The 19,804-nt window shown below is 43.1% G+C and carries 16 protein-coding genes; 7 read left to right on the forward strand and 9 right to left on the reverse strand.

Features of this window, described 5'->3' with window-relative positions; translation table 11 throughout:
- Positions 1 to 75 precede the first annotated feature (75 nt).
- Complete coding sequence (locus tag AB8P51_RS13040) at positions 76 to 828, forward strand: XRE family transcriptional regulator (RefSeq protein WP_369749288.1); 753 nt, start codon at positions 76 to 78, stop codon at positions 826 to 828.
- Here AB8P51_RS13040 and AB8P51_RS13045 read toward each other — a convergent pair.
- From AB8P51_RS13045 to AB8P51_RS13055, 3 genes are read right to left on the reverse strand one after another with little or no spacing between them, the layout of a single operon-like run.
- On the reverse strand, positions 825 to 1,532 hold the full coding sequence (locus AB8P51_RS13045; protein ID WP_369749289.1) for a hypothetical protein: 708 nt from the start codon (positions 1,530 to 1,532) through the stop codon (positions 825 to 827). The two genes, AB8P51_RS13040 and AB8P51_RS13045, sit on opposite strands and share 4 nt — an antisense overlap.
- Positions 1,533 to 1,561: 29 nt before the next feature.
- The gene (gene ggt / locus AB8P51_RS13050; RefSeq protein ID WP_369749290.1) at positions 1,562 to 3,289 is read right to left on the reverse strand and encodes a gamma-glutamyltransferase; all 1,728 of its coding nucleotides are present in this window, start codon (positions 3,287 to 3,289) and stop codon (positions 1,562 to 1,564) included.
- Between the two features lie 5 nt (positions 3,290 to 3,294).
- On the reverse strand, positions 3,295 to 3,888 hold the full coding sequence (locus AB8P51_RS13055) for an ACP phosphodiesterase (RefSeq protein WP_369749291.1): 594 nt from the start codon (positions 3,886 to 3,888) through the stop codon (positions 3,295 to 3,297).
- Positions 3,889 to 3,960: 72 nt separating this feature from the next.
- Between AB8P51_RS13055 and glmM the strand changes: the two genes are divergently transcribed.
- Positions 3,961 to 5,346, forward strand: a complete 1,386-nt coding sequence (gene glmM, locus AB8P51_RS13060; protein ID WP_369749292.1) for a phosphoglucosamine mutase — start codon at positions 3,961 to 3,963, stop codon at positions 5,344 to 5,346.
- A 7-nt stretch (positions 5,347 to 5,353) separates the two neighbouring features.
- On the opposite strand, the gene AB8P51_RS13065 is transcribed toward glmM, so the two are convergent.
- The gene (locus AB8P51_RS13065) at positions 5,354 to 6,235 is read right to left on the reverse strand and encodes a lysophospholipid acyltransferase family protein (RefSeq protein ID WP_369749293.1); all 882 of its coding nucleotides are present in this window, start codon (positions 6,233 to 6,235) and stop codon (positions 5,354 to 5,356) included.
- A 59-nt stretch (positions 6,236 to 6,294) separates the two neighbouring features.
- Between AB8P51_RS13065 and AB8P51_RS13070 the strand changes: the two genes are divergently transcribed.
- Together AB8P51_RS13070 and AB8P51_RS13075 are read left to right on the forward strand one after the other, a co-directional pair.
- Positions 6,295 to 6,942 (forward strand): rhomboid family intramembrane serine protease, encoded by a 648-nt coding sequence (locus AB8P51_RS13070; RefSeq protein WP_369749294.1) that lies wholly within the window; start codon positions 6,295 to 6,297, stop codon positions 6,940 to 6,942.
- A gap of 143 nt (positions 6,943 to 7,085) precedes the next feature.
- Positions 7,086 to 8,732 (forward strand): hypothetical protein, encoded by a 1,647-nt coding sequence (locus tag AB8P51_RS13075; RefSeq protein ID WP_369749295.1) that lies wholly within the window; start codon positions 7,086 to 7,088, stop codon positions 8,730 to 8,732.
- A 69-nt stretch (positions 8,733 to 8,801) separates the two neighbouring features.
- On the opposite strand, the gene AB8P51_RS13080 is transcribed toward AB8P51_RS13075, so the two are convergent.
- The gene (locus AB8P51_RS13080; RefSeq protein ID WP_369749296.1) at positions 8,802 to 9,911 is read right to left on the reverse strand and encodes a redoxin domain-containing protein; all 1,110 of its coding nucleotides are present in this window, start codon (positions 9,909 to 9,911) and stop codon (positions 8,802 to 8,804) included.
- Positions 9,912 to 10,010: 99 nt separating this feature from the next.
- Complete coding sequence (locus AB8P51_RS13085) at positions 10,011 to 10,508, reverse strand: hypothetical protein (protein WP_369749297.1); 498 nt, start codon at positions 10,506 to 10,508, stop codon at positions 10,011 to 10,013.
- Positions 10,509 to 10,588: 80 nt separating this feature from the next.
- Here AB8P51_RS13085 and AB8P51_RS13090 point away from each other — a divergent pair, with 80 nt between their 5' ends.
- Positions 10,589 to 13,513: an FAD-binding and (Fe-S)-binding domain-containing protein gene (locus AB8P51_RS13090; protein WP_369749298.1), complete on the forward strand. Its 2,925-nt coding sequence runs from the start codon at positions 10,589 to 10,591 to the stop codon at positions 13,511 to 13,513.
- On the opposite strand, the gene AB8P51_RS13095 is transcribed toward AB8P51_RS13090, so the two are convergent.
- A complete protein-coding gene (locus AB8P51_RS13095) occupies positions 13,514 to 14,368 on the reverse strand; it encodes a UDP-2,3-diacylglucosamine diphosphatase (protein ID WP_369749299.1) in 855 nt (284 codons plus the stop codon). It lies immediately after the preceding gene.
- Between the two features lie 225 nt (positions 14,369 to 14,593).
- Between AB8P51_RS13095 and aroC the strand changes: the two genes are divergently transcribed.
- Together aroC and AB8P51_RS13105 are read left to right on the forward strand one after the other, a co-directional pair.
- Positions 14,594 to 15,658 (forward strand): chorismate synthase, encoded by a 1,065-nt coding sequence (gene aroC, locus AB8P51_RS13100; RefSeq protein ID WP_369749300.1) that lies wholly within the window; start codon positions 14,594 to 14,596, stop codon positions 15,656 to 15,658.
- 59 nt (positions 15,659 to 15,717) lie between these two features.
- Positions 15,718 to 17,058: a dicarboxylate/amino acid:cation symporter gene (locus AB8P51_RS13105; RefSeq protein ID WP_369749301.1), complete on the forward strand. Its 1,341-nt coding sequence runs from the start codon at positions 15,718 to 15,720 to the stop codon at positions 17,056 to 17,058.
- 10 nt (positions 17,059 to 17,068) lie between these two features.
- On the opposite strand, the gene AB8P51_RS13110 is transcribed toward AB8P51_RS13105, so the two are convergent.
- Both AB8P51_RS13110 and AB8P51_RS13115 read right to left on the reverse strand, forming a co-directional pair.
- On the reverse strand, positions 17,069 to 17,497 hold the full coding sequence (locus AB8P51_RS13110; protein ID WP_369749302.1) for a thiol-disulfide oxidoreductase DCC family protein: 429 nt from the start codon (positions 17,495 to 17,497) through the stop codon (positions 17,069 to 17,071).
- Positions 17,498 to 17,503: 6 nt separating this feature from the next.
- The gene (locus AB8P51_RS13115; protein WP_369749303.1) at positions 17,504 to 19,675 is read right to left on the reverse strand and encodes a DNA mismatch repair protein MutS; all 2,172 of its coding nucleotides are present in this window, start codon (positions 19,673 to 19,675) and stop codon (positions 17,504 to 17,506) included.
- Positions 19,676 to 19,804 lie beyond the last annotated feature (129 nt).

Consider the following 19,804-nt stretch of genomic DNA (forward strand, 5'->3'; position numbering starts at 1 on the left):
TATTTTGGATATATTCCAAATTCTGTATCTTTGAGAACATCAATATATTTTTTCAGCCTGTAAAACAATTGCGAAATGGAAAATGAACTTACAATTAAAAGGTTTACCGATTTAAGACGTGAATTAGGGTATACACAGGCAGAATTTGCCTCTTTACTCGGTGTGTCAAATACAACAGCCGACATTGAAAGGGGTCGCACAAAACTATCGGGAAAGGTAGTGGCAACCCTGTTGAAACAATTTAAAATAAATCCGCTGTGGCTCTACGGAGAGAGTGATCAACAATATATTGAGCCCTCCAATACCAGTGTTATTCCCAAGGTAGTTACCGTAGACAGCGCTGACAAGGAGAACATGGTTCTGGTCAATGCCAAGGCTGCAGCGGGCTACCCACAGAACATACACGACACCAGCTGGTATCGCCAATTACCTGCTTTTGACCTGCCTATTCCCGAGTTTCGAAATGCCACATACCGTGGCTTTCAGGTAGAAGGGGATAGTATGCTCCCCAACCTTAAACCCGGGGAATGGGTACTAGCCAAAGCCGTTGAGGACCTGAGCGACGTGAGCAGCAATAAAATTTATGTTGTTGTACTTCAGGATTCTGTGATGGTAAAAAAGATTGAACGCCCGCCCAATACCAACAAGGTCATCTTAATTTCCCTGAACGAAACCTATCCGCCGTACGAAATTGAACCCTATCAGATTCAGGAATTATGGCAGGTGAGTAGTAAAATCACCTTCGGAGTAGACGCCACCACTGAGAATGGACTCCTCCGTCAGCTTCAGCAATCCATGGAAGATTTAAAGAAGCAACTGAAAGCTTAGTCTCTTCTTCCCTTTACCGTACCCAAATCGAGTGTGATAGGTCCCACCTTGTGATACTGAGGAAGCAAAACACCGCTTTCAGTAATCTGCCAGCCTTCCCATGTGGCTTCCAGCCCCTTTAAGGGTAAAATCTGAACCCACATGCTAAACTTTTCAGGTATATAATCATCGTTGAGCTCCCAGACATAAGTGTCTCCGGGGGTGTCGCCTCCGCTGGTATAGGTCACCCGCAATCCGGTTCGCCCATCCTCCATATCAACAAGGGCGCGCTCGGTTCCCTTGTCAAATATCTTAAATGGGGCCACAAGCCAGAAAGAATCATTGTTGAAAAGTGTTATAGCTTCGCTTACCAAAGTTTGTTTTGTTTCTCCTTCAACAGCTTTCCCCTGGTTTTTGATGATACTGTTTTGTGGGTTCACCAGGTCGATCTTACCCCAATATTCATCCCAGGACATTTCTACTATCCCGTTTTTCTTATCCCAGAGGTATTTGTTGCTTCCTCCTCTGTATGACCATTCCAGGTATCGGGTATCGCGATAGGCTTCGTTATTGAGTGCCTGGAGCATTTTCATCGCGAGTTCATCTGCTTGTTTTGGGGACGACCCCACAGGCACCGCTTCGTTAAAGAAGGCCAAATAGATTCCCGTTAACAGAAGTAGCAATAAAAAAAGAATACCCAAAGTTCGTTTAATCCAGAGGGGCATATTCAATACTTTTATTTATTTAAACTTTATTAATATCCTACTGCAGTATCGTCTCCTCTGGGATCGGCACCTCCTTCCATCCTGCCATCAGGGAGTATCCTTATCGCATCTACTTTCCCGATGACGGGAGTGCGTTCTTCATTGATTTTGTAACCCTTTGATCTCAGGAATTCCTTAGTGCTTTCTGGGAAGCCGTCGGGTTCAAAAATGATATAATCGGGCAGCCACTGATGGTGAAATCTTGGTGCCTCAACAGCTTGTTGCATACTGAGGTTGAACTCATAAGTGTTTATAATAGTCTGCGCCACCGCAGTAATAATAGTTGACCCTCCGGGAGTTCCTACAACCATCCAAAGTGCTCCATCCTTTTCAACAATTGTAGGGGTCATACTACTCAGCATTCTTTTTTCGGCCTCAATGCTATTGGCTTCCGCCCCAATGAGTCCGAACATATTTGGCACTCCGGGCTTGGAACTAAAATCATCCATTTCGTTATTCAGAAAAAAGCCGAGTTCGTCACAATATAATTTAGAACCATAAGCGCCATTGAGCGTTGTGGTTACCGATACCGCGTTTCCCATTTCGTCAACGATGGAATAATGCGTGGTTTCATCACTCTCAAGGATTTCAACCGTCCCGTGTGAGACCGCCTCAGACTTGGTCGCTTTTTTAAAAGTAAAATCATCCATACGTTGTCGCAGATAATCTTCTTTCAATAGAAAGTCTAATGGAATTTCAACAAAGTCGGGATCCCCCAGATAGTAGTTCCGATCGGCATAAGCTCGCCTAAAAGCTTCGGTTAGTAATTGTATGGCTTCTCCTGAATTATGCCCTAAATCTCCGATGTCATAAGGTTCGATCATTTTAAATATCTGATTGATCGTGACGCCCCCGCTGCTGGGCGGACTCATACTGATAATGCGAAGGTCTTTATAATCAAAAATGATGGGTTGTCTCCAGACGGCCTCGTATTTTGCCAAATCCTCTTCGGTAATATACCCACCTCTCTCCTGAATAAATGCAGCGAGTTTTTTTGCAGTTTCCCCCTTATAAAATTCATCTCTGCCATTTGTCATTATCCTCCTCAGCGTATTCGCGAGACTTGGGTATTTCAAGGTGTCTCCAACCCGGCATTTGGTGTAGAAAAATGTTTCTTCTCCACTTATTTCAATAATCTGTTCCCTGTATCTCTCCAGGCGATTTTCCTGGTTTTCGGTTACAACAACTCCCTTTTCCGCCAGGGCTATCACGGGTTCGAGTATCTTTTCTAGAGGCAGACTGCCCATTTTTTCATGAACCTCAAAGACACCAGCTATAGTACCTGGTACTCCTACCGCTGTTGCCCCTTTTGTACTCTTCCCGGGGATCACATTTCCTAGTGAATCGAGGTACATATCCGCTGTAGCAGATAGCGGGGCCTTTTCCCTGTAATCAAGGGCTCCTACATCGCCATTCGACTTTCGATAAACCATAAATCCTCCGCCACCAAGGTTGCCGGCGTAGGGATAAGCCACAGCCAGAGCTAGTTCTGTGGCGACCATGGCGTCAAATGCATTGCCTCCTTCTCTTAATATTGATATTCCGATTTCAGAGGCCTCTTCTCGCGCAGAAACCACCATCGCCTTTTCTGTAACTAAGCCGGTTGGCGATGCCGGAGCTCGCCTGCATTGTACACCCGTGATTAGTAGTAAGAATAAAACAGCAATAAAAAGAGGCCTTCTCAAAAGGTTGTGGCCAGACAATGATGTATTTATCATATAGTTCAAGGATTATTGAGGGAATTAAATTTCTCCCGGGAAAAGATAATTAAATCTTCAAAGAAGAGGGAGAATTCTGCTTCAAAAAGATCATAGTGCAATTGAAGATCGAGAACAGCTTTGTTCATATTGCTCTTTTTCCCCGTCCTTCTGTACAGTCCGTTCAACACCTTGTCAATTCCATCCACTGTAGCATAATTATAAAGCCAGTTATCCCGAATCATGTATGGCATCAAATGTCTTGTAGGTTCAGGTAAAATAGGATATCGACTTTTTAGAAGGCTGTAGAACTCTGCCGCAAAATGTTCTAATTCCACTTCAGAGTACCTGTTCCAGTTTTTAGCGAGAAAATGATCGTAAAACACATCGACAACCACCCTGCTGTAATGACCCTGATTTGGGTGGAGTCGTTTACTGCTCTGTTTGTGGGTGGGGTGTGCATCGGTGAAGGTATCTATGGCCCTGTGCAGAACAATGCCCTGCTGAATACGTTCAGGAAAATGCCCATAGCGATTACCCCTAATACTGTCAGCGATGAAATTCCCAATACTGATCTCTTCATCGTTAAAGGACAAAAATATATGAGCGAGAAAGTTCATCAGTCGAATTTACAAAGAAGGAGGCTGGAAACTAACCTATACCTTTATATTTGCAAAAACTTTTCAAGAATTATGACACTAATCAAATCCATTTCTGGGATTCGCGGAACCATTGGGGGAGAACCCGGCACCAACTTAACACCCATTGATGCCGTAAAGTTTGCCGCGGCCTACGGGGCTTTTTTGAAGAAGCAAAACGACAACAAGCATCTTAAAATTGTTATTGGCCGAGATGCCCGTATTTCGGGTGAAATGATCCAGTCCCTCGTGGTATATACCCTGCTCGGAATGGGGATTGACGTTATTGATCTTGGACTTTCCACCACACCCACTGTTGAGATAGCAGTGCCTCTTGAAAAAGCAGACGGAGGCATCATACTTACAGCCAGCCATAATCCCAAACAATGGAATGCCCTTAAGTTGCTCAATGCGCGTGGAGAATTCCTCAATGCCGCAGAAGGGAAGCTCATTTTAACCCTGGCCGAAGCAGAAGATTTCAATTTTGCTGAAGTAGATAAATTGGGGAAGCTAACCGCTAATGATTCCTATCTGGATATCCATATCGATGAAGTACTCAACTTATCCCTGATAGATAGGGATACCATTGCCAAAGCCGGATTTAAAGTAGTAGTAGATGGGGTGAATTCTTCAGGAGGGATAGTGATGCCCAAATTATTAAAAGAGCTTGGGGTGGAAGTTGTAGAACTTTATTGCGACCCCACAGGTCATTTTCCTCATAATCCGGAGCCTTTGAAAGAACACCTGAAAGATATTTGTGATTTGGTTGTAAAGGAAAAAGCCGATTTCGGCCTTGTTGTCGATCCTGATGTAGACCGTCTGGCTTTTATTTCTGAGGATGGGGAAATGTTCGGTGAAGAATATACGCTGGTGGCTTGTGCAGATTACGTGCTCAGCAAAACACCAGGAAATACCGTTTCCAATCTTTCGTCCACACGTGCTCTCAGGGATATCACCGAAAAGCACGGTGGAAATTATACAGCAGCAGCCGTGGGGGAGGTCAATGTAGTTGCTCAGATGAAGTCGTCAAATGCCATTATTGGAGGAGAAGGAAACGGGGGGATTATCTACCCTGAGAGTCATTACGGTCGCGATGCCCTCGTAGGAACTGCTTTATTCTTAATGCTGATGGCTGAACGAGGGGGGAAGGTAAGTGAGTTAAAAGCGAGTTATCCCTCATATTTTATGAGTAAGAAAAAAATTGAACTCACTCCCGGGATTGATGTGGATAAGATCCTTGAGGTAATGGCAGACAAGTACAAAAAGGAAGACGTAAATACCATCGACGGAGTCAAGATCGATTTTAGTGATTCATGGGTACATCTGCGCAAATCGAATACGGAACCGATCATCAGGGTCTATACAGAGGCACCATCACAGAAAAGTGCAGATTCCCTGGCTAAACGAATCATGGACGAAATTGACTCAATTTCTCGTTAAGCTAGTCTTAAGCTTGCGGGGCTTTGTCTTTGTGCTTCCACCTCCTGTGCGTCCATAAATAATATTCGGGCTGCTCCCTTATCTGTTGTTCTGACAGGCGAAGAAATTTCTCAGTGATTTCATGTTCCCCGGCCGTACTACCCTTGTCATTGATCGGAATGAATTCTGCCTGATAATAGCCTCGTTTTACTTTGGTAACCTTGAGAAATACGGTAGCTAAATCTAATTTTTTTGCAAGGGATTCAGCTCCTACAAAAATAGGCACGGTAATCCCCATAAACGGACTCCAGTACTGAGCCCTGCTCATCATAGGCGACTGGTCATTGACTATACCGTAAACGCCTCTTATCCCTTTGCGCTCATTTTCATACATCCGCTTTACCGTATTTTTCTGTTCGATCGGATCGGTATTCCATTTAGCTCGGATTTTCTTGATCAGTCGGTCGAAATACTTATTCCCAATCTTCTGATAGATGGCAAAACCACTGGAAGTGACAACATTATTGATGCTGGTATTCCATTCCCAGTTAGCATAGTGGGTACACAATACCAGAACACTCCTTTCTTTCTCTAGATTTTGGATGAGCTCGGGATTTAGAATTTGGTATCTCTTAGCCACCTCTTTTTTAGATAGGTCCATTGTCTTTACCATTTCCAGTAGCAAGTCGCATAAATGACGGTAAAACTTCTTTTCAACCTGTCTTCTCTCTTCTGCTGAAAGTTCGGGCAGGGCAAGACGTAAATTTTCCTGAACTACCTTCCTCCGGTACCTGGCAAGATAAAAGATCAAAACAAAGGCAATGTCAGAAAAGCCGTAGAAAAGGGGTTTCGGGAGAATTGATATCAGCCTTAAAACAGGGTAGGCCAGGAGAAATACAACTAATTGCATGCATATAAACTATGTGCAAATATAGCTATATTTGGACCTCTTAAAACAGCCGCTTCTATATGAATCTACATTGGGCAACTTTAGCCATTATCGCAGCAAATGTTGTGGTTTCCCTCAGAGGATTTAAGGATATTAACTTTTTTGAACGTTATAAGTTCGGGATTGGGGCCATTCAGGCCGGGCAGAAAGACAGAATGGTTACATCGGGTTTTTTACATGTTGATCTTTCCCATCTCTTTCTCAATATGTTTACACTCTACTTCTTTGCAGACGTAGTAATTCGATGGTTCAACCCCGCAAAATTCCTGCTGATTTATTTTGTAAGTTTAATAGCCGGCAGCCTCCTTGCCTTATTTTTTCACAAGAAAGAACCCTACTACAGTGCTGTTGGTGCAAGTGGTGCCGTAACAGGCATTCTTTATGCCGCTATCCTGTTACAGCCCGATATGAAGCTTGCCCTTATGTTTATTCCAATTCCTTTGCCGGCTTATGTATTGGGGATACTCTATATGTTGTATTCCATTTATGGAATGAAAAAGAGGCTTGGAAATATAGGTCACACTGCCCATTTCGGAGGAGCTATTGGGGGCTATTTCACCACCCTTCTATTTATGCCTTCGCTTTTTGTAACTGACACCTTAATGGTTATTTTATTGGCCTTGCCCATACTCATGCTATTTGCCCTCGAAAAGTTGGGAAAAATCTGACTTTTCCGGCCTGCTCGAGCCCATGTTTAGTAGGACTTATCGCTAAAAACTGCGGCTTGTCTAATTTTTTAGATTCTACCACACTTTTTTCGTTATTTCGCCGTTAATGTAGTGCCCAAGCTACATACCTAAAATACCTACTTATGAGAAAAGAAATATGTCTGATATTTCTATCGACCGTTCTGGTTATGGTTTCCTGTAGTGATGAAACCACGATTTTTATTGACGAACAACAATCCAGTATCTTAGAGGAAAACGACGCTGTTGCACTGTCAGGAAGTGTCTCATTTGAAAACGCAGGAGTTCTAGATATTACTATTGATGAGAACTATTCTGGAAAACGCACCTCAAAAGCCGTTGAAGATCCGGCGGGTAATTATCCCATGGTTCTAATTGGCCAGGTGAATCCGCCTACTTATGGTTCAATAACCTCCCTTACAGCGGCGCATGTATTTGTTGAGGATGATTTTGCCTATGTGGCCTATAATACGGCAGGTGAAGATTATTCCGGAGCAATCGACATAGTCGATGTTACCGATCCGAACGACCCACAGCTCACATCAAGAGTGGTTTATACGAATGCCGATATCAATTCGCTTCAATTCAAGGATGGATTTATATATGCAGTGGGTGGCCTTGACGCAACTGCATCTTTTACGGCAGCATCTAATTCGTTTATAACTAAAATTCCCGTTTTTGGGGGTGTAATGGATGTCGATGCCGGGATTCTCTACGGATTCCAACCCGGAGACAATGCGACTGATATTGTGATTAATAAAAATGAGGCATTTGTAACCAGCGGTAAAGATGGAAGTGTAACCATATACGACACCAAAGATCTGGAAGTCAAAAAAGAAGAGAGTTATTTAGACCTCCGGTCACTGGCCTTCTTTGATAACAGGATTGCCTTACTTGATGCAAGCATGGGAATCCGCGTGCTGGATGATAATCTTAATTTGAAAGATGAAATAGCAATAGATTCTGATTTTGGTTTGAATACAAAGAGGACTATTGATTTTGTAGGTGACAAGATCATCGTTGCAGAAGGTGCCAGAGGTGCCGGAGTGTATTCCTATGATTCAGGAACACTGCTGCAATATATCCCTATTCTTATCGACCCATTGAATCCACCTACCGGAGATGTAGTCAATAATGCCGTGGCAATCAATAAGGAAATGGTCTTAATGGCTAATGGAGGGGCAGGTCTTTCTGTTTCAAATGATGAAGGAGATTTGACTCAACCTTACGGTGTGATTCAGTTAGATGGCTCCATTAATTTCGTGCAAACCAGTGGTGATTATGCTTTTGCTGCTTCTGGCCAGGAGGGTCTTCAGATTATTAAACTCAACCGTTTGTCTTTAAGTCTTGCAGCTCAGTGTTCATCACTTATAGAATACGAAGGGTCTGCCAAGTTGGTTATCAATGAAGGTGATGACATAGCTTTTAGCGGGACCAAGAGCTTTAATTCTATTAAGGTTGAAGGACAACTTCTGATGTGTGGAACGTGGACTGTAAGTAACGATGTTGATATTAAGGAAGGTGCATTGTTGGAAATGAGTGGTTCCCTTACTGTCGGGAAGAACCGAAGACGAAAGAAAATCCAGGTTGAACCCGGGGCAACGCTCAGGATTGAAGGCAACCTTACCATTTACGGAGATCTGGAACTTAAAGAAGGATCAACAATTGAATTCTTAGGAAATGATTCTGTTGTAAACATCTTTGGAGATGTCGATATTGAAGATGGCGTGACTATAGTCGGAGACTTTGTTGATGTACAGAGTAAATTTTAAATTGAAAATACCTCATAAAAAAACCCTGATGCATTAGAACATCAGGGTTTTTTCTTTTGTTTATTTTCTTTACTGCAGCAATTCTCCAATCTTTTGCCCCAGCGCAGGACCTCTTAAATTTTTAGCTACAATTACCCCATTCTCGTCGAGGATAAAGGATGCAGGTATAGCATCAACATTGTACAATTTAGCGATTTCATCAAAAAATTGCACGTTAGACACATGATGCCAGTCGAGCCCGTCAGCCTCAATAGCCTTTTTCCAGTCCTCGGCATTCCTGTCTAGAGAAACACCAAGAATACTAAGGCCTTTATCCTTATAGGTATTGTATACATTGACGATATTCGGATTTTCTGCTCTACAGGGCTTACACCAAGCCGCCCAAAAATCAACAATGGTTACTTTTCCAAGTACATCATTTAGGGCGAGCTCTTCTCCTTCCGGGGAGGGGGCTGAAAAATTAGGCGCTTTTGCTCCGATGGAGGTATTGGCCTCTTTTTCCAGGGCTTCCTTAATTTTCAGTCCGGCGTTACTTGCCTTTATCTCCGGGGTAAGCGCATCGTATAGCTCCTGAACCTCTGCATTGGTTTTAGCTTTGGTAGAAAGTATCCTGTATATGATCAGGGCTGAAACCACAGCATTTGGATTGTCCTTCACATAATCCAGTTCATATCCTTTCGCCTCGTCCATCAGTTCAAAATACTCTTCCCTTAGGGAATTCATGGTAACCGTATCCCTGTTACCCTGAGCAACTCTCATGTCCTGGTTCATGGAAGAAGCCTTCCTGCTCAGCACCCTTGACCCCTTTAGGAAATCATAGAATAACTCATTTTGCAAAGTCCCACCGATTTTGGCAAAACTAAGACTGTCCCTTTGGGCACTGACTTCAATCTTTCCATTTTCCACGATTACCGGAATGTTTTCCTGTCCACGCCCGAAGAATATACGATGGAGTTCCGGACTTTCAGCAGGACCTCCTTTAAACATAAATGTCCCTTCCTTTACTTCAGCACTATCTACGGTGATTAATTGGTTATTTTCCCCGTACTTTCTCAGCGTAAGCTCCGTTCCTTCTGTATTCTCTCCTTCAATAGAACCCTCAATGACATAACCATCGCTGACTGAATTGCAGGCCACAACAGCCAGGGAGAGACTTAAAAGAATTAATAATTTCTTCATGTTTACTAAATTTTTGGCAAAGGTAGAGATAAGCATTCCAATAAAAAAGCCCTTAACACATGCTTGTGATTAAGGGCTTCTTCAAATATTTAATTCTGCTTAGAACTGATATCTAAGTCCAAGCGCAATATCAAAATCAAAATTATCTGAGAAATCATCATAGCCCACCAACCCAATTTCAGGTCTGAAGTCGAGTGAAATCAACAATGGAATATCAAAATTGTATTCGATACCTATATCTCCGGCGCCGAAAAGGAACAGGCCTCCATCGGGAACCGATCCATTAGATCCTGCAGAAAAATCTACACTTCCCAATCCGCCACCAACACCGTAGTACCAGTTAAAATTTCCATCCAGGGGCTGTACCCATTGGTAAATACCCGTGAGTTTAAAGGCGTCAAAGTTTCTGCTATCACGCCATCCCAGATCAATCTCAACCCGGTTGGCCCTTGCGACCGACTTCTGATACGATATTTCAGCACCGAAACCGTCGCTGTCACCAAGACGGAGTCCAAGCGCATGATCAGAAATAGATTGGGCACTTAAAGCCAAGGTTGCTGTAAAAAATAAGAATAGAGTTAATTTGAAAATTTTCATAGTTAAGAAATTTAATTGTTAAAATTAGGGAATGCAGGCTGTTCTGGTGTTAATAATAACTTAATTTTAGAGCTTTAAACATGACTTCCTTGCCTGATATCCCCTTTCACGAAATAGAACACAAATTAGATGGCTCATTTCACACAGACATACTTACGAGGAGTTTGTATGCAACGGATGCTTCTGTCTATAGAAAAATTCCATCAGCTGTTGCTTTTCCAAAAAGTACAGAAGACATCAGGAAGCTAATCAGATTTGCCTCAAAGCAAAAACTTGGTATTATACCGAGGACAGCCGGTACTTCTCTGGCAGGTCAATGTGTGGGGGATGGTATTGTCATTGACGTTTCACGGCATTTTACAAAAATCCTCAACCTCGACCTTAAAAAAAAGCAGGTTACTGTTCAGCCGGGCGTCATCCGGGATGAACTCAATACATATTTGCAGCCGCACGGATTATTTTTCGGACCTAATACATCTACTTCTAACCGCTGTATGATAGGAGGGATGGTAGGTAATAATTCCAGTGGTACAACTTCTATTCAATACGGGGTAACTCGTGATAAGGTTATTTCCCTTAAAACAATACTCTCAGACAGCAGCGAAGCAGAATTCAGGGGCTTGACTACCGAAGAATACAAAGGTAAGACAAGGCAGAATACACTTGAAGGAAATATTTATAAAGAATTATATAAAACACTATCAGACAATACAGTACAGAAAAATATACAATCTGAATTTCCGAAAGAAAGTATCCATAGACGCAACACCGGATACGCGGTGGATGCATTACTTACCAGTGAGTTGTTTTCAGGGAATCAACCTGAAATCAATCTATGTCAGTTACTCAGTGGAAGTGAGGGTACGCTCGCCTTCTCTACAGAAATCACCCTGCAATTAGATCCGCTGCCTCCTTCAAAATCGGCTATGGTGGTCACGCACTATTCAACCCTGGAGGCCTGTCTTGCCGATGTCGCTCCTGTGATGACCCATCAGTTGCATACCTGCGAAATGATGGATAAAGTGATACTCGACTGTACAAAAAACAATAAGACGCATCAGGCAAATCGTTTTTTTGTAAATGGAGATCCTGCGGCTTTGCTAATGCTTGAAGTCCGGTCTGAAACTGAGGAAGAGCTCAAAAGTTTGCTAGCAGAATTACAGGCAACTATTAGGAGTACGGGGAACAGTTATGCAGATCCGGTTTTATACGGCGATCAGATTAGTAGTGCTCTGGAACTGCGCAAGGCTGGTTTGGGTTTGCTGGGGAACATGGTTGGCGACAGGAAGGCCGTTGCCTGCATTGAAGACACAGCCGTCGCTCTCGAAGATTTAAAAGACTTTATCGGGGAGTTTAGTGAGATCATGCGCCATTATAAGCAGGATGCAGTGTATTACGCCCATGCGGGGGCGGGGGAGTTGCACCTCAGGCCCATTCTAAACCTGAAAAAAAAGGAGGATGTTCAGCTATTTCGAAAAATAACTACAGAAGTAGCGCATCTGACAAAAAAATACAAAGGTTCATTTAGCGGGGAGCACGGGGATGGGATTGTAAGAGCAGAATTTATTCCTTTGATGATCGGTGAGCAGAATTATGAAGTACTGCGAAAAGTAAAGAGCGTTTTTGACCCCGGCAATATCTTTAATCCCGGGAAGATCGTAGATCCCTATCCAATGGATGCGTCGTTGCGTTATGAGGTAGACAGGGAAGAGCCGGATATAAAAACTTTATTCGACTTCAGTGACAGCGAAGGGATTCTGAAGGCTGCCGAGAAGTGCAATGGCAGTGGAGACTGTCGTAAAACGGCCATGGCCAGTGGAGGCATGTGCCCGAGTTATCATGCTACCAGGAAGGAGAAAGACACCACAAGGGGCAGGGCTAATGCACTCAGGGAGTTTCTAACCCACAACGAAAAGAAGAACAAATTTGATGCTGAAGAATTAAAGGAGGTGTTCGACCTGTGTCTGAGTTGTAAAGCTTGCGGGAGTGAATGCCCCAGCAATGTGGATGTAGCCACATTAAAATCTGAATTCCTCTACCAGTATCAGGAAACACACGGCTATTCCCTGCGGAATAGACTATTTGCACATAACACAAGGGCTAATAAGTTGGCTGCAAAATTACCACTCCTCAGTTCATCAGTTTTAAATAGTGATCTCTTTGGCCGACTTATAAAAAAAGTAACGGGAGTTGCAGAAAAGCGAAGTATTCCTACAGCAAAAAAATTCAATTTCACCTCATATCTTCAGGGGAAGGCCCCATCAAACAGGGTGCCTCAGGGAAAACTGGTATTGTATATTGATGAATTCACAAGGTACCTGGATGTTGAAGTTGGGAAAGATGCCATCGACCTCTTACACGCTCTTGGCTATGAAGTGATTTTATATTTTGGAGAAAGCGGCCGCACATATATTTCAAAAGGATTTTTGAGACAGGCCAGGAATCTGGCAAAAAAGAATCTGGAAGCCTTATCTGCATATACCGGGAAAAATATACCTATTGTGGGGCTTGAGCCTTCAGCTATTCTGAGTTTTCGGGATGAATACCATCGATTCCATCTTGATGAAATTGCTGTAAGGGCCTTATCCGATAACAGTATGTTGATCGAGGAGTTTATTTCCCGGGAAATAGAAAAGGGGAAAATTACCCAGGAAGATTTTACTTCCGATTCTCAAACAATCAAAATTCACGGGCATTGTCATCAGAAGTCGCTCTCTAATCAAAAAGTGACCTTTGATATGCTGAATCTTCCCGAAAATTACAAAGTAACCATCATCAACAGTGGCTGTTGTGGAATGGCAGGGTCGTTTGGGTATGAAAAAGAGCATTATGATATCAGTATGCAAATAGGTAGTTTAAAGCTTTTTCCTGCGGTGAAGAAGACCGATGCTGATACCCTTATTGCTGCCAACGGAACCAGCTGCAGGCATCAGATTTTGGATGGCACCAAACGCAGTTCATTCCACCCGGTAACCCTTTTGAACAGGGCACTGATACCCAAATAATCAGGAAGCTGTTCTTGGGTTTTCCGTATTCCCAATCTGGTCCCAGTAATTCTGTGCAACTTGAGATTGACTAAGTGACTTAAGGTCTTCATCCCCATAGAACGCAGTGAGCTTATCGAGTTTAAAGCTGTACAGCTTCCACCTTTTAAAAGAGTACTCCAGGGCAGTGAGGTGCTTTACCCAATCCCCGGAATTTAGATATTTGCATTGCCCTTTCCTGCTTTCGTGAATTGATTTAACAGGCTGGTGATTATGGCCACAGATGACTGTATCAACTCCCTTTTTAATTGCCTTATTCACGGCTTTTAGCTCCATCTGATCCATCAATTCACTGGCATCCTCATATTCTGAGGAAAGCTTATGAATTTGTGATACAACCATCCTGCTGTTGCCCTTCGCCCTTTGTTTTTCTGCAAATACCTTCGGATTCAGCAAATCAGATTTTTTATCCCTGAAAGGGTTAATCCATTTTGCCAGATTTAAGTTTGTATTGAATACGTCACCATGCAGAATCCAGGTTTTCTTCCCGTCGAGATCTAAAACCAATTCTTTGTCAATAGTGAAATCACCGAAGGTCCGGCTATTTGATCTCCTGAAGAGTTTATCCTTGTCCCCTTTGAGGTAGAAGATCTTTGTCCCATCTGAATACATGGACAGCAATTTTTTAATCACCTTTATATGGCTGCAGGGAAATTTTGTTGAAGTATTTTCGGCGTTCCCATAAATATCACCATTAAGAACGAGGATTTTAGGTTTTATACTGCTGAGATATACCAGAAGTTCCTCTGCCCGGCATTCAACGGTTCCTAAATTAATATCAGATATAACGACCACTTCAGGTTTACGTTTTTTCAAACCATATGCATTTACAACGCAAAATTATACCTAATGGAATAATTGAATGCAAAGAAATAGTGAAGCATTGTACCCCAACGGGTTAAATTAGAATTAAGATTGATTCACAAAGGTTAAGTGAAGATTAAGGGCGACTCTGTTTTGGCTACAAAACCGAATACTCCTATCTTTGAGCCCCAAGGGGTGGCTGTAGCCATCGAGTAGCAGGAATTTAAATGTCCTTTCATGGCCGGCAATTCATTTGGAACTCTTTTTAAGCTTACTACTTTCGGTGAATCCCATGGGGAAGCCATAGGCGGAATACTCGAAGGTTGTCCTCCCAATTTGCATCTCGATCTTAGCGCGATCCAATCCGAAATGGAAAGGAGAAAGCCGGGTCAGTCGGCTATTGTTACCCAGCGCAAGGAGGCTGATCAGGTAAAATTCCTTTCAGGTATTTTTGAGGGAAAGACAACGGGTACTCCCATCGGCTTTGTGATCTTTAACAGCAACCAGAAATCAGGAGATTACGATCATATCAAGGATTCGTACCGACCTTCCCATGCAGATTACGTCTACGATAAGAAATATGGCATTCGCGATTATCGCGGAGGAGGCCGAAGTTCTGCAAGGGAAACTGCCTGCCGAGTAGTAGCAGGCGCCATAGCAAAGCAATTTTTAAAAGAACTGAAATTCAATGCATTTGTTTCACAGGTTGGAAGTATTACTTTAAATAAACCTTATCAGGAACTCGATCTGAATCAAACCGATTCCAATCCCGTTCGCTGCCCGGATGCGGCAACTGCGGCTGAGATGGAAGCACATATCAGGGAGGTCCGAAAAGAAGGGGACACCATTGGTGGAATAATCACAGGAGTCATACAAAATGTACCTCTCGGTCTTGGCGAACCCGTCTTCGATAAATTACACGCCCAGCTTGGCAAGGCCATGCTTTCTATTAATGCGGTAAAGGGATTTGAATACGGCAGCGGATTTGAAGGTGTAAAGATGAAAGGGAGCGAACACAATGATGCCTATAAAACCGACGGTAGTACCAAAACAAATTTCAGCGGGGGAGTACAGGGGGGAATAAGTAACGGGATGGACATCTATTTTAATGTGGCCTTTAAACCTGTGGCTACCTTAATTCAGCCCTACGAGACCATCGATAAAAAAGGCGAACTGGTCCAGACTAAAGGCAAAGGCAGGCATGACCCTTGCGTAGTGCCAAGGGCGGTTCCCATTGTTGAGGCTATGGCTGCCCTTGTAATGGCAGATTTTGTATTGCTGAATCGCACGCTTAAAAGTTAGCAGACGAATTGAAGTCGTTTACACTTCAATGCCGTATATTACCCACTTAAACAATGACTATGAGAAAACTGGAATTGCACTGGCAGATCTTAATCGGGATGGTCCTGGGGATTATCTTCGGATTTGTGATGACATATCCTGATTGGGGCAGCAAATTTGTTCAGGACTGGATAAACCCATTTGGAACCATTTTCGTAAAGTTGTTAAAGCTGATTGCGATTCCTCTGATCCTGGCATCTTTAATCAAAGGGATATCAGACCTCAAGGATATTTCTCAGTTTAAAAATATCGGTGTAAGGACGATTATAATTTACATGTGTACTACGGTAGTGGCTATAACCATTGGTTTGGCATTGGTGAACGTATTACAGCCCGGGGACGGTATATCCGATGATACTATTGCCAAACTCACGGAAACCTATGCCTCCAATACAGAAGTGACTTCAAAAATAGAAGAAGCAACCAGGCAGAAAGAAGGGGGACCACTTCAATTTCTGGAAGATATGGTGCCAGACAACGCCTTCGGCGCCCTGAGTGATAACAGCCTGATGTTACAGGTGATTTTCTTTACCATCTTCTTAGGTATCTGTATGTTGCTGGTGGGCGAGGAAAAATCAAAACCTCTGAAGGACTTTTTCGATACGCTGAATGAAGTAGTTCTAAAAATGGTAGACCTTATTATGCTTACGGCCCCTGTCGCCGTTTTTGCTCTTCTGGCAAACGTTGTGGTTACTTCCGGAGACCCAGATCTGCTATTGGCCCTATTAAAATACGCCGGGGTAGTGGTGCTCGGACTTGTATTGATGATTGTATTTTACAGTCTGATAGTCAGTATGTTTACTAAGTACAACCCGCTGACATTTCTCAGTAAGATAAGTCCGGCTCAGCTCCTGGCATTTTCCACCAGTTCCAGTGCTGCAACCCTGCCGGTTACCATGGAGAGGGTAGAGGAACACATTGGGGTGAATAAGGATATTTCCAGTTTTGTACTTCCTGTAGGTGCCACTATCAACATGGATGGTACCAGTTTATATCAGGGGGTGGCAGCTGTTTTTATCTCTCAGGCCCTTGGGTTCGACTTAAGCCTGACAGATCAACTGGTGATCGTACTAACGGCGCTACTCGCTTCTATTGGCTCTGCTGCAGTACCGGGAGCGGGAATGGTAATGCTTGTGATAGTCCTGGAGGCGATTGAGTTTCCTGCCGATAAACTGGCAATTGGCCTTGCCCTGATTTTCGCTGTCGACCGGCCCCTGGATATGCTCAGGACAGTGGTCAATGTTACAGGCGACGCCACAGTTTCCATGATGGTATCCAAATCTCTTGGACGGGAATTGGTGCCCAAGGTAAAGGAATGGGATGACCATTTGGATGAAGTACTTCCGAAAAAGAAAAAATAACAGAACAGGCTTATTTATCGCTTTTGGTAGAAAAGGCAAGGAATTTATCCTTTAGTTCCGGACTTGGGATCATACATTCTTCCCGCTTACCAAACCATTGGTATCTGTTCTTTGCTACCCAGTCATATATGCAGTCGCGAAGACCGGAAGGCAGTCCCAGAAAAACAGACATCACAGGCCATAATCCGGAAAGCGATTTAGATATCCGGAGGGCTGCTTCTGATTTGGTATAATACGCAACCTCTGGTTCGATAAGTATTATGGAGTCGATCCTGGTTGTATCTATCCTTCTTTCCGCCACCAGCTTTTCACCAATCTCACTCTGTAGAGGCGCAAAGCGGAAGATGTCTTTTTTATCTCGTTTTATTATGAATTGAACCGAGTTGTTGCACAGGTTGCAAACCCCGTCAAAAAGAATAATCTTTTTCTCCTTTTCCATATAGATTTATTTCCTTGCTTCCACCAGCTCAAGTTGCTCCACACTTACGTTCGTAGTAAACATCCCATAATTGACCACAGCTTTGTCCTTCTCCAGGCTGTCAATACTACCAACGGCTTTCCCATCGAACAACCGCACCCTGTCACCAATTTTAAATACAGGTCTGGGTTTGGCTTTTTGAATGGCTTTCTCTTTCTTTTCCTTTTGCTTTTTCTTGTTTCTGATGGTTTTTACTTCCTGCTGCACTTCCTGCTTCACCGACTTCTTTTTATCTTCCTGTTGCTGTATCTCCTTTGCCGATTTCTTTTTTCGCTTACTGTTCTCGGTCTCTACAAGGCGAAGCAGCTCTGAGATTAGAGGGCGTTTCTTTTTATCCTGGAAATACTTTTCGGCTACCTTGTTTACTTTTTCTCCGAGATAAATCATCTTTTGATTAAAATCGTATAACTCCTGATAGTTCTCGAGTTTGGTCTTTATTTTGGCATTGAGTTTTTCAAGTTTTTCAGCTTCTTCCCGGGCTTTTATTTCCTCTTCCTGCAATTTGTTCCCCGTTTTTGCCATCTTGTGTCGCTCTTTCTGCAATTTGGCAATTGTGGCATCAAACCGAATTTTACCGCGTTCTACTTTCTTTTTGGCCTTGTTGATCAGGTTAAATGGGATCCCATTCTTCTGGGCCACTTCGAAGGTGAAAGAACTTCCAGGTTGCCCGAGCTCCAACTGGAACGTAGGTTGTAGGGTGCTGCCATCAAAAAGCATATTTGCATTGGTGGCAAAGGGCAGCTCATTAGCCAGAGCTTTCAGGTTGGCGTAATGCGTGGTGATCACTCCAAATGATCCTCTCTCGTAAAAAACCTCCAGAAAAGCTTCGGCCAGAGCCCCTCCTAATTCCGGATCACTTCCAGTCCCGAATTCATCAATGAGAAAAAGGGTGTCTTTGTCACACTTCTTCAGGAATTTCTTCATATTCTTCAGGCGGTAACTATAGGTACTGAGATGATTCTCAATAGACTGGTTATCGCCAATATCAGTAAGAATGGTCTTAAATAAACACACTGAACTTCGCTCGTGAACAGGGATCAGAAGTCCGCTTTGTAGCATAAGCTGTAACAGGCCTATTGTTTTCAGGGTAATACTCTTTCCACCGGCATTCGGACCTGAAATAACTATAATTCGGTTTTCGGGATGAAGTTCAATAGTTTGTGGAAATGTTGGAAGATTATCTCTTTTATTGGAAAGATATAGCAACGGATGATACGCATCGCGTAAAAATAATCTCTTCTCCTGATTGATTTCGGGTTTGATCGCATTGATCTCTGATGCGTATTTCGCTTTGGCGGCAGTGACATCCATATGTGACAGAAAGTCCTGGAATTGTCTTAATTCAGGCCTGTAAGGGCGTATTTCTCGTGTAAGCGTATTGAGAATCTTCTGAATTTCTTCTTTTTCATCGAATTCAAGATTGGTGAATTCCCTGCTATATCTCGAAACGGCATCTGGTTCAATGTAAACAATACTTCCGGTCTTGGAAGTTCCCATCACTGTACCCTTTACTTTCTTGCGATACATCGACTTTACGGCCAGGACTCTTCGGTTATCGACAATAGACTCTCTGATCTCATCTAAGAATTCTGAGGCCTGATAGGTGTTTAATGCGCTGCCGAAACTCTGATTGATCTTTCCCTTAACCACTGTCATCTCCTGTCTGATTCTCCTTAAGTCTGTAGAAGCAGAATCTCTTATGTGACCAAATTTATCGATAACACCATCAATCAAGTCGGGTATTTCACTGATTAGCGGCACTGTATCGGTAAGCTCCTTTAACAGCGGATAGTATTCGACAAACTTTTTGAAAAACTTTTTGTATTCTGATACTGTTACGCACAGGTGTTTGATCCTTCTGAATCCCGACAACTCCAGAGTGGTATTTTCAATTTCCAACAATTCGAGCTCTGGGCCGATGGCGTCAAAGCCATGATTGGGAATGCGGTTGTTATTGGTATAGGATGATAAATACTCGGAAGACTCTCCAAGTAATCTGAGAATTTCCTTTTCATCGGTAAGAGGCTGTAAAGACAAGGCTTGCTTCTTCCCGATCTCGGTATGACAACGAGCGTTTAGTTGTTTTCTTACCGTGGCAAATTCCAGGTCCTGTACACTTTTTTTCAGATAGGTGTCCATATTCAAGCTCAAGCTACAAAGGTAGCCAATAAGCCGCATTTTTAGAAGGTTTCACATGACCGCTTGCAAGCACATATTTAATCGGAAATTGAATTCACATCATAAAATAGTGTTTTCACCACTAGAAGT

Source organism: Muriicola sp. SD30 (assembly GCF_041205185.1).
Classification (GTDB): domain Bacteria; phylum Bacteroidota; class Bacteroidia; order Flavobacteriales; family Flavobacteriaceae; genus Muriicola.

Bases quoted from the DNA above. Each gene is read 5' to 3' on its own strand.
- AB8P51_RS13040 (WP_369749288.1), top strand. From the start codon at position 76: ATGGAAAATGAACTTACAATTAAAAGGTTTACCGATTTAAGACGTGAA.
- AB8P51_RS13045 (WP_369749289.1), bottom strand. From the start codon at position 1,532: ATGCCCCTCTGGATTAAACGAACTTTGGGTATTCTTTTTTTATTGCTA.
- ggt (WP_369749290.1), bottom strand. From the start codon at position 3,289: ATGATAAATACATCATTGTCTGGCCACAACCTTTTGAGAAGGCCTCTT.
- AB8P51_RS13055 (WP_369749291.1), bottom strand. From the start codon at position 3,888: ATGAACTTTCTCGCTCATATATTTTTGTCCTTTAACGATGAAGAGATC.
- glmM (WP_369749292.1), top strand. From the start codon at position 3,961: ATGACACTAATCAAATCCATTTCTGGGATTCGCGGAACCATTGGGGGA.
- AB8P51_RS13065 (WP_369749293.1), bottom strand. From the start codon at position 6,235: ATGCAATTAGTTGTATTTCTCCTGGCCTACCCTGTTTTAAGGCTGATA.
- AB8P51_RS13070 (WP_369749294.1), top strand. From the start codon at position 6,295: ATGAATCTACATTGGGCAACTTTAGCCATTATCGCAGCAAATGTTGTG.
- AB8P51_RS13075 (WP_369749295.1), top strand. From the start codon at position 7,086: ATGAGAAAAGAAATATGTCTGATATTTCTATCGACCGTTCTGGTTATG.
- AB8P51_RS13080 (WP_369749296.1), bottom strand. From the start codon at position 9,911: ATGAAGAAATTATTAATTCTTTTAAGTCTCTCCCTGGCTGTTGTGGCC.
- AB8P51_RS13085 (WP_369749297.1), bottom strand. From the start codon at position 10,508: ATGAAAATTTTCAAATTAACTCTATTCTTATTTTTTACAGCAACCTTG.
- AB8P51_RS13090 (WP_369749298.1), top strand. From the start codon at position 10,589: ATGACTTCCTTGCCTGATATCCCCTTTCACGAAATAGAACACAAATTA.
- aroC (WP_369749300.1), top strand. From the start codon at position 14,594: ATGGCCGGCAATTCATTTGGAACTCTTTTTAAGCTTACTACTTTCGGT.
- AB8P51_RS13105 (WP_369749301.1), top strand. From the start codon at position 15,718: ATGAGAAAACTGGAATTGCACTGGCAGATCTTAATCGGGATGGTCCTG.
- AB8P51_RS13110 (WP_369749302.1), bottom strand. From the start codon at position 17,497: ATGGAAAAGGAGAAAAAGATTATTCTTTTTGACGGGGTTTGCAACCTG.
- AB8P51_RS13115 (WP_369749303.1), bottom strand. From the start codon at position 19,675: ATGGACACCTATCTGAAAAAAAGTGTACAGGACCTGGAATTTGCCACG.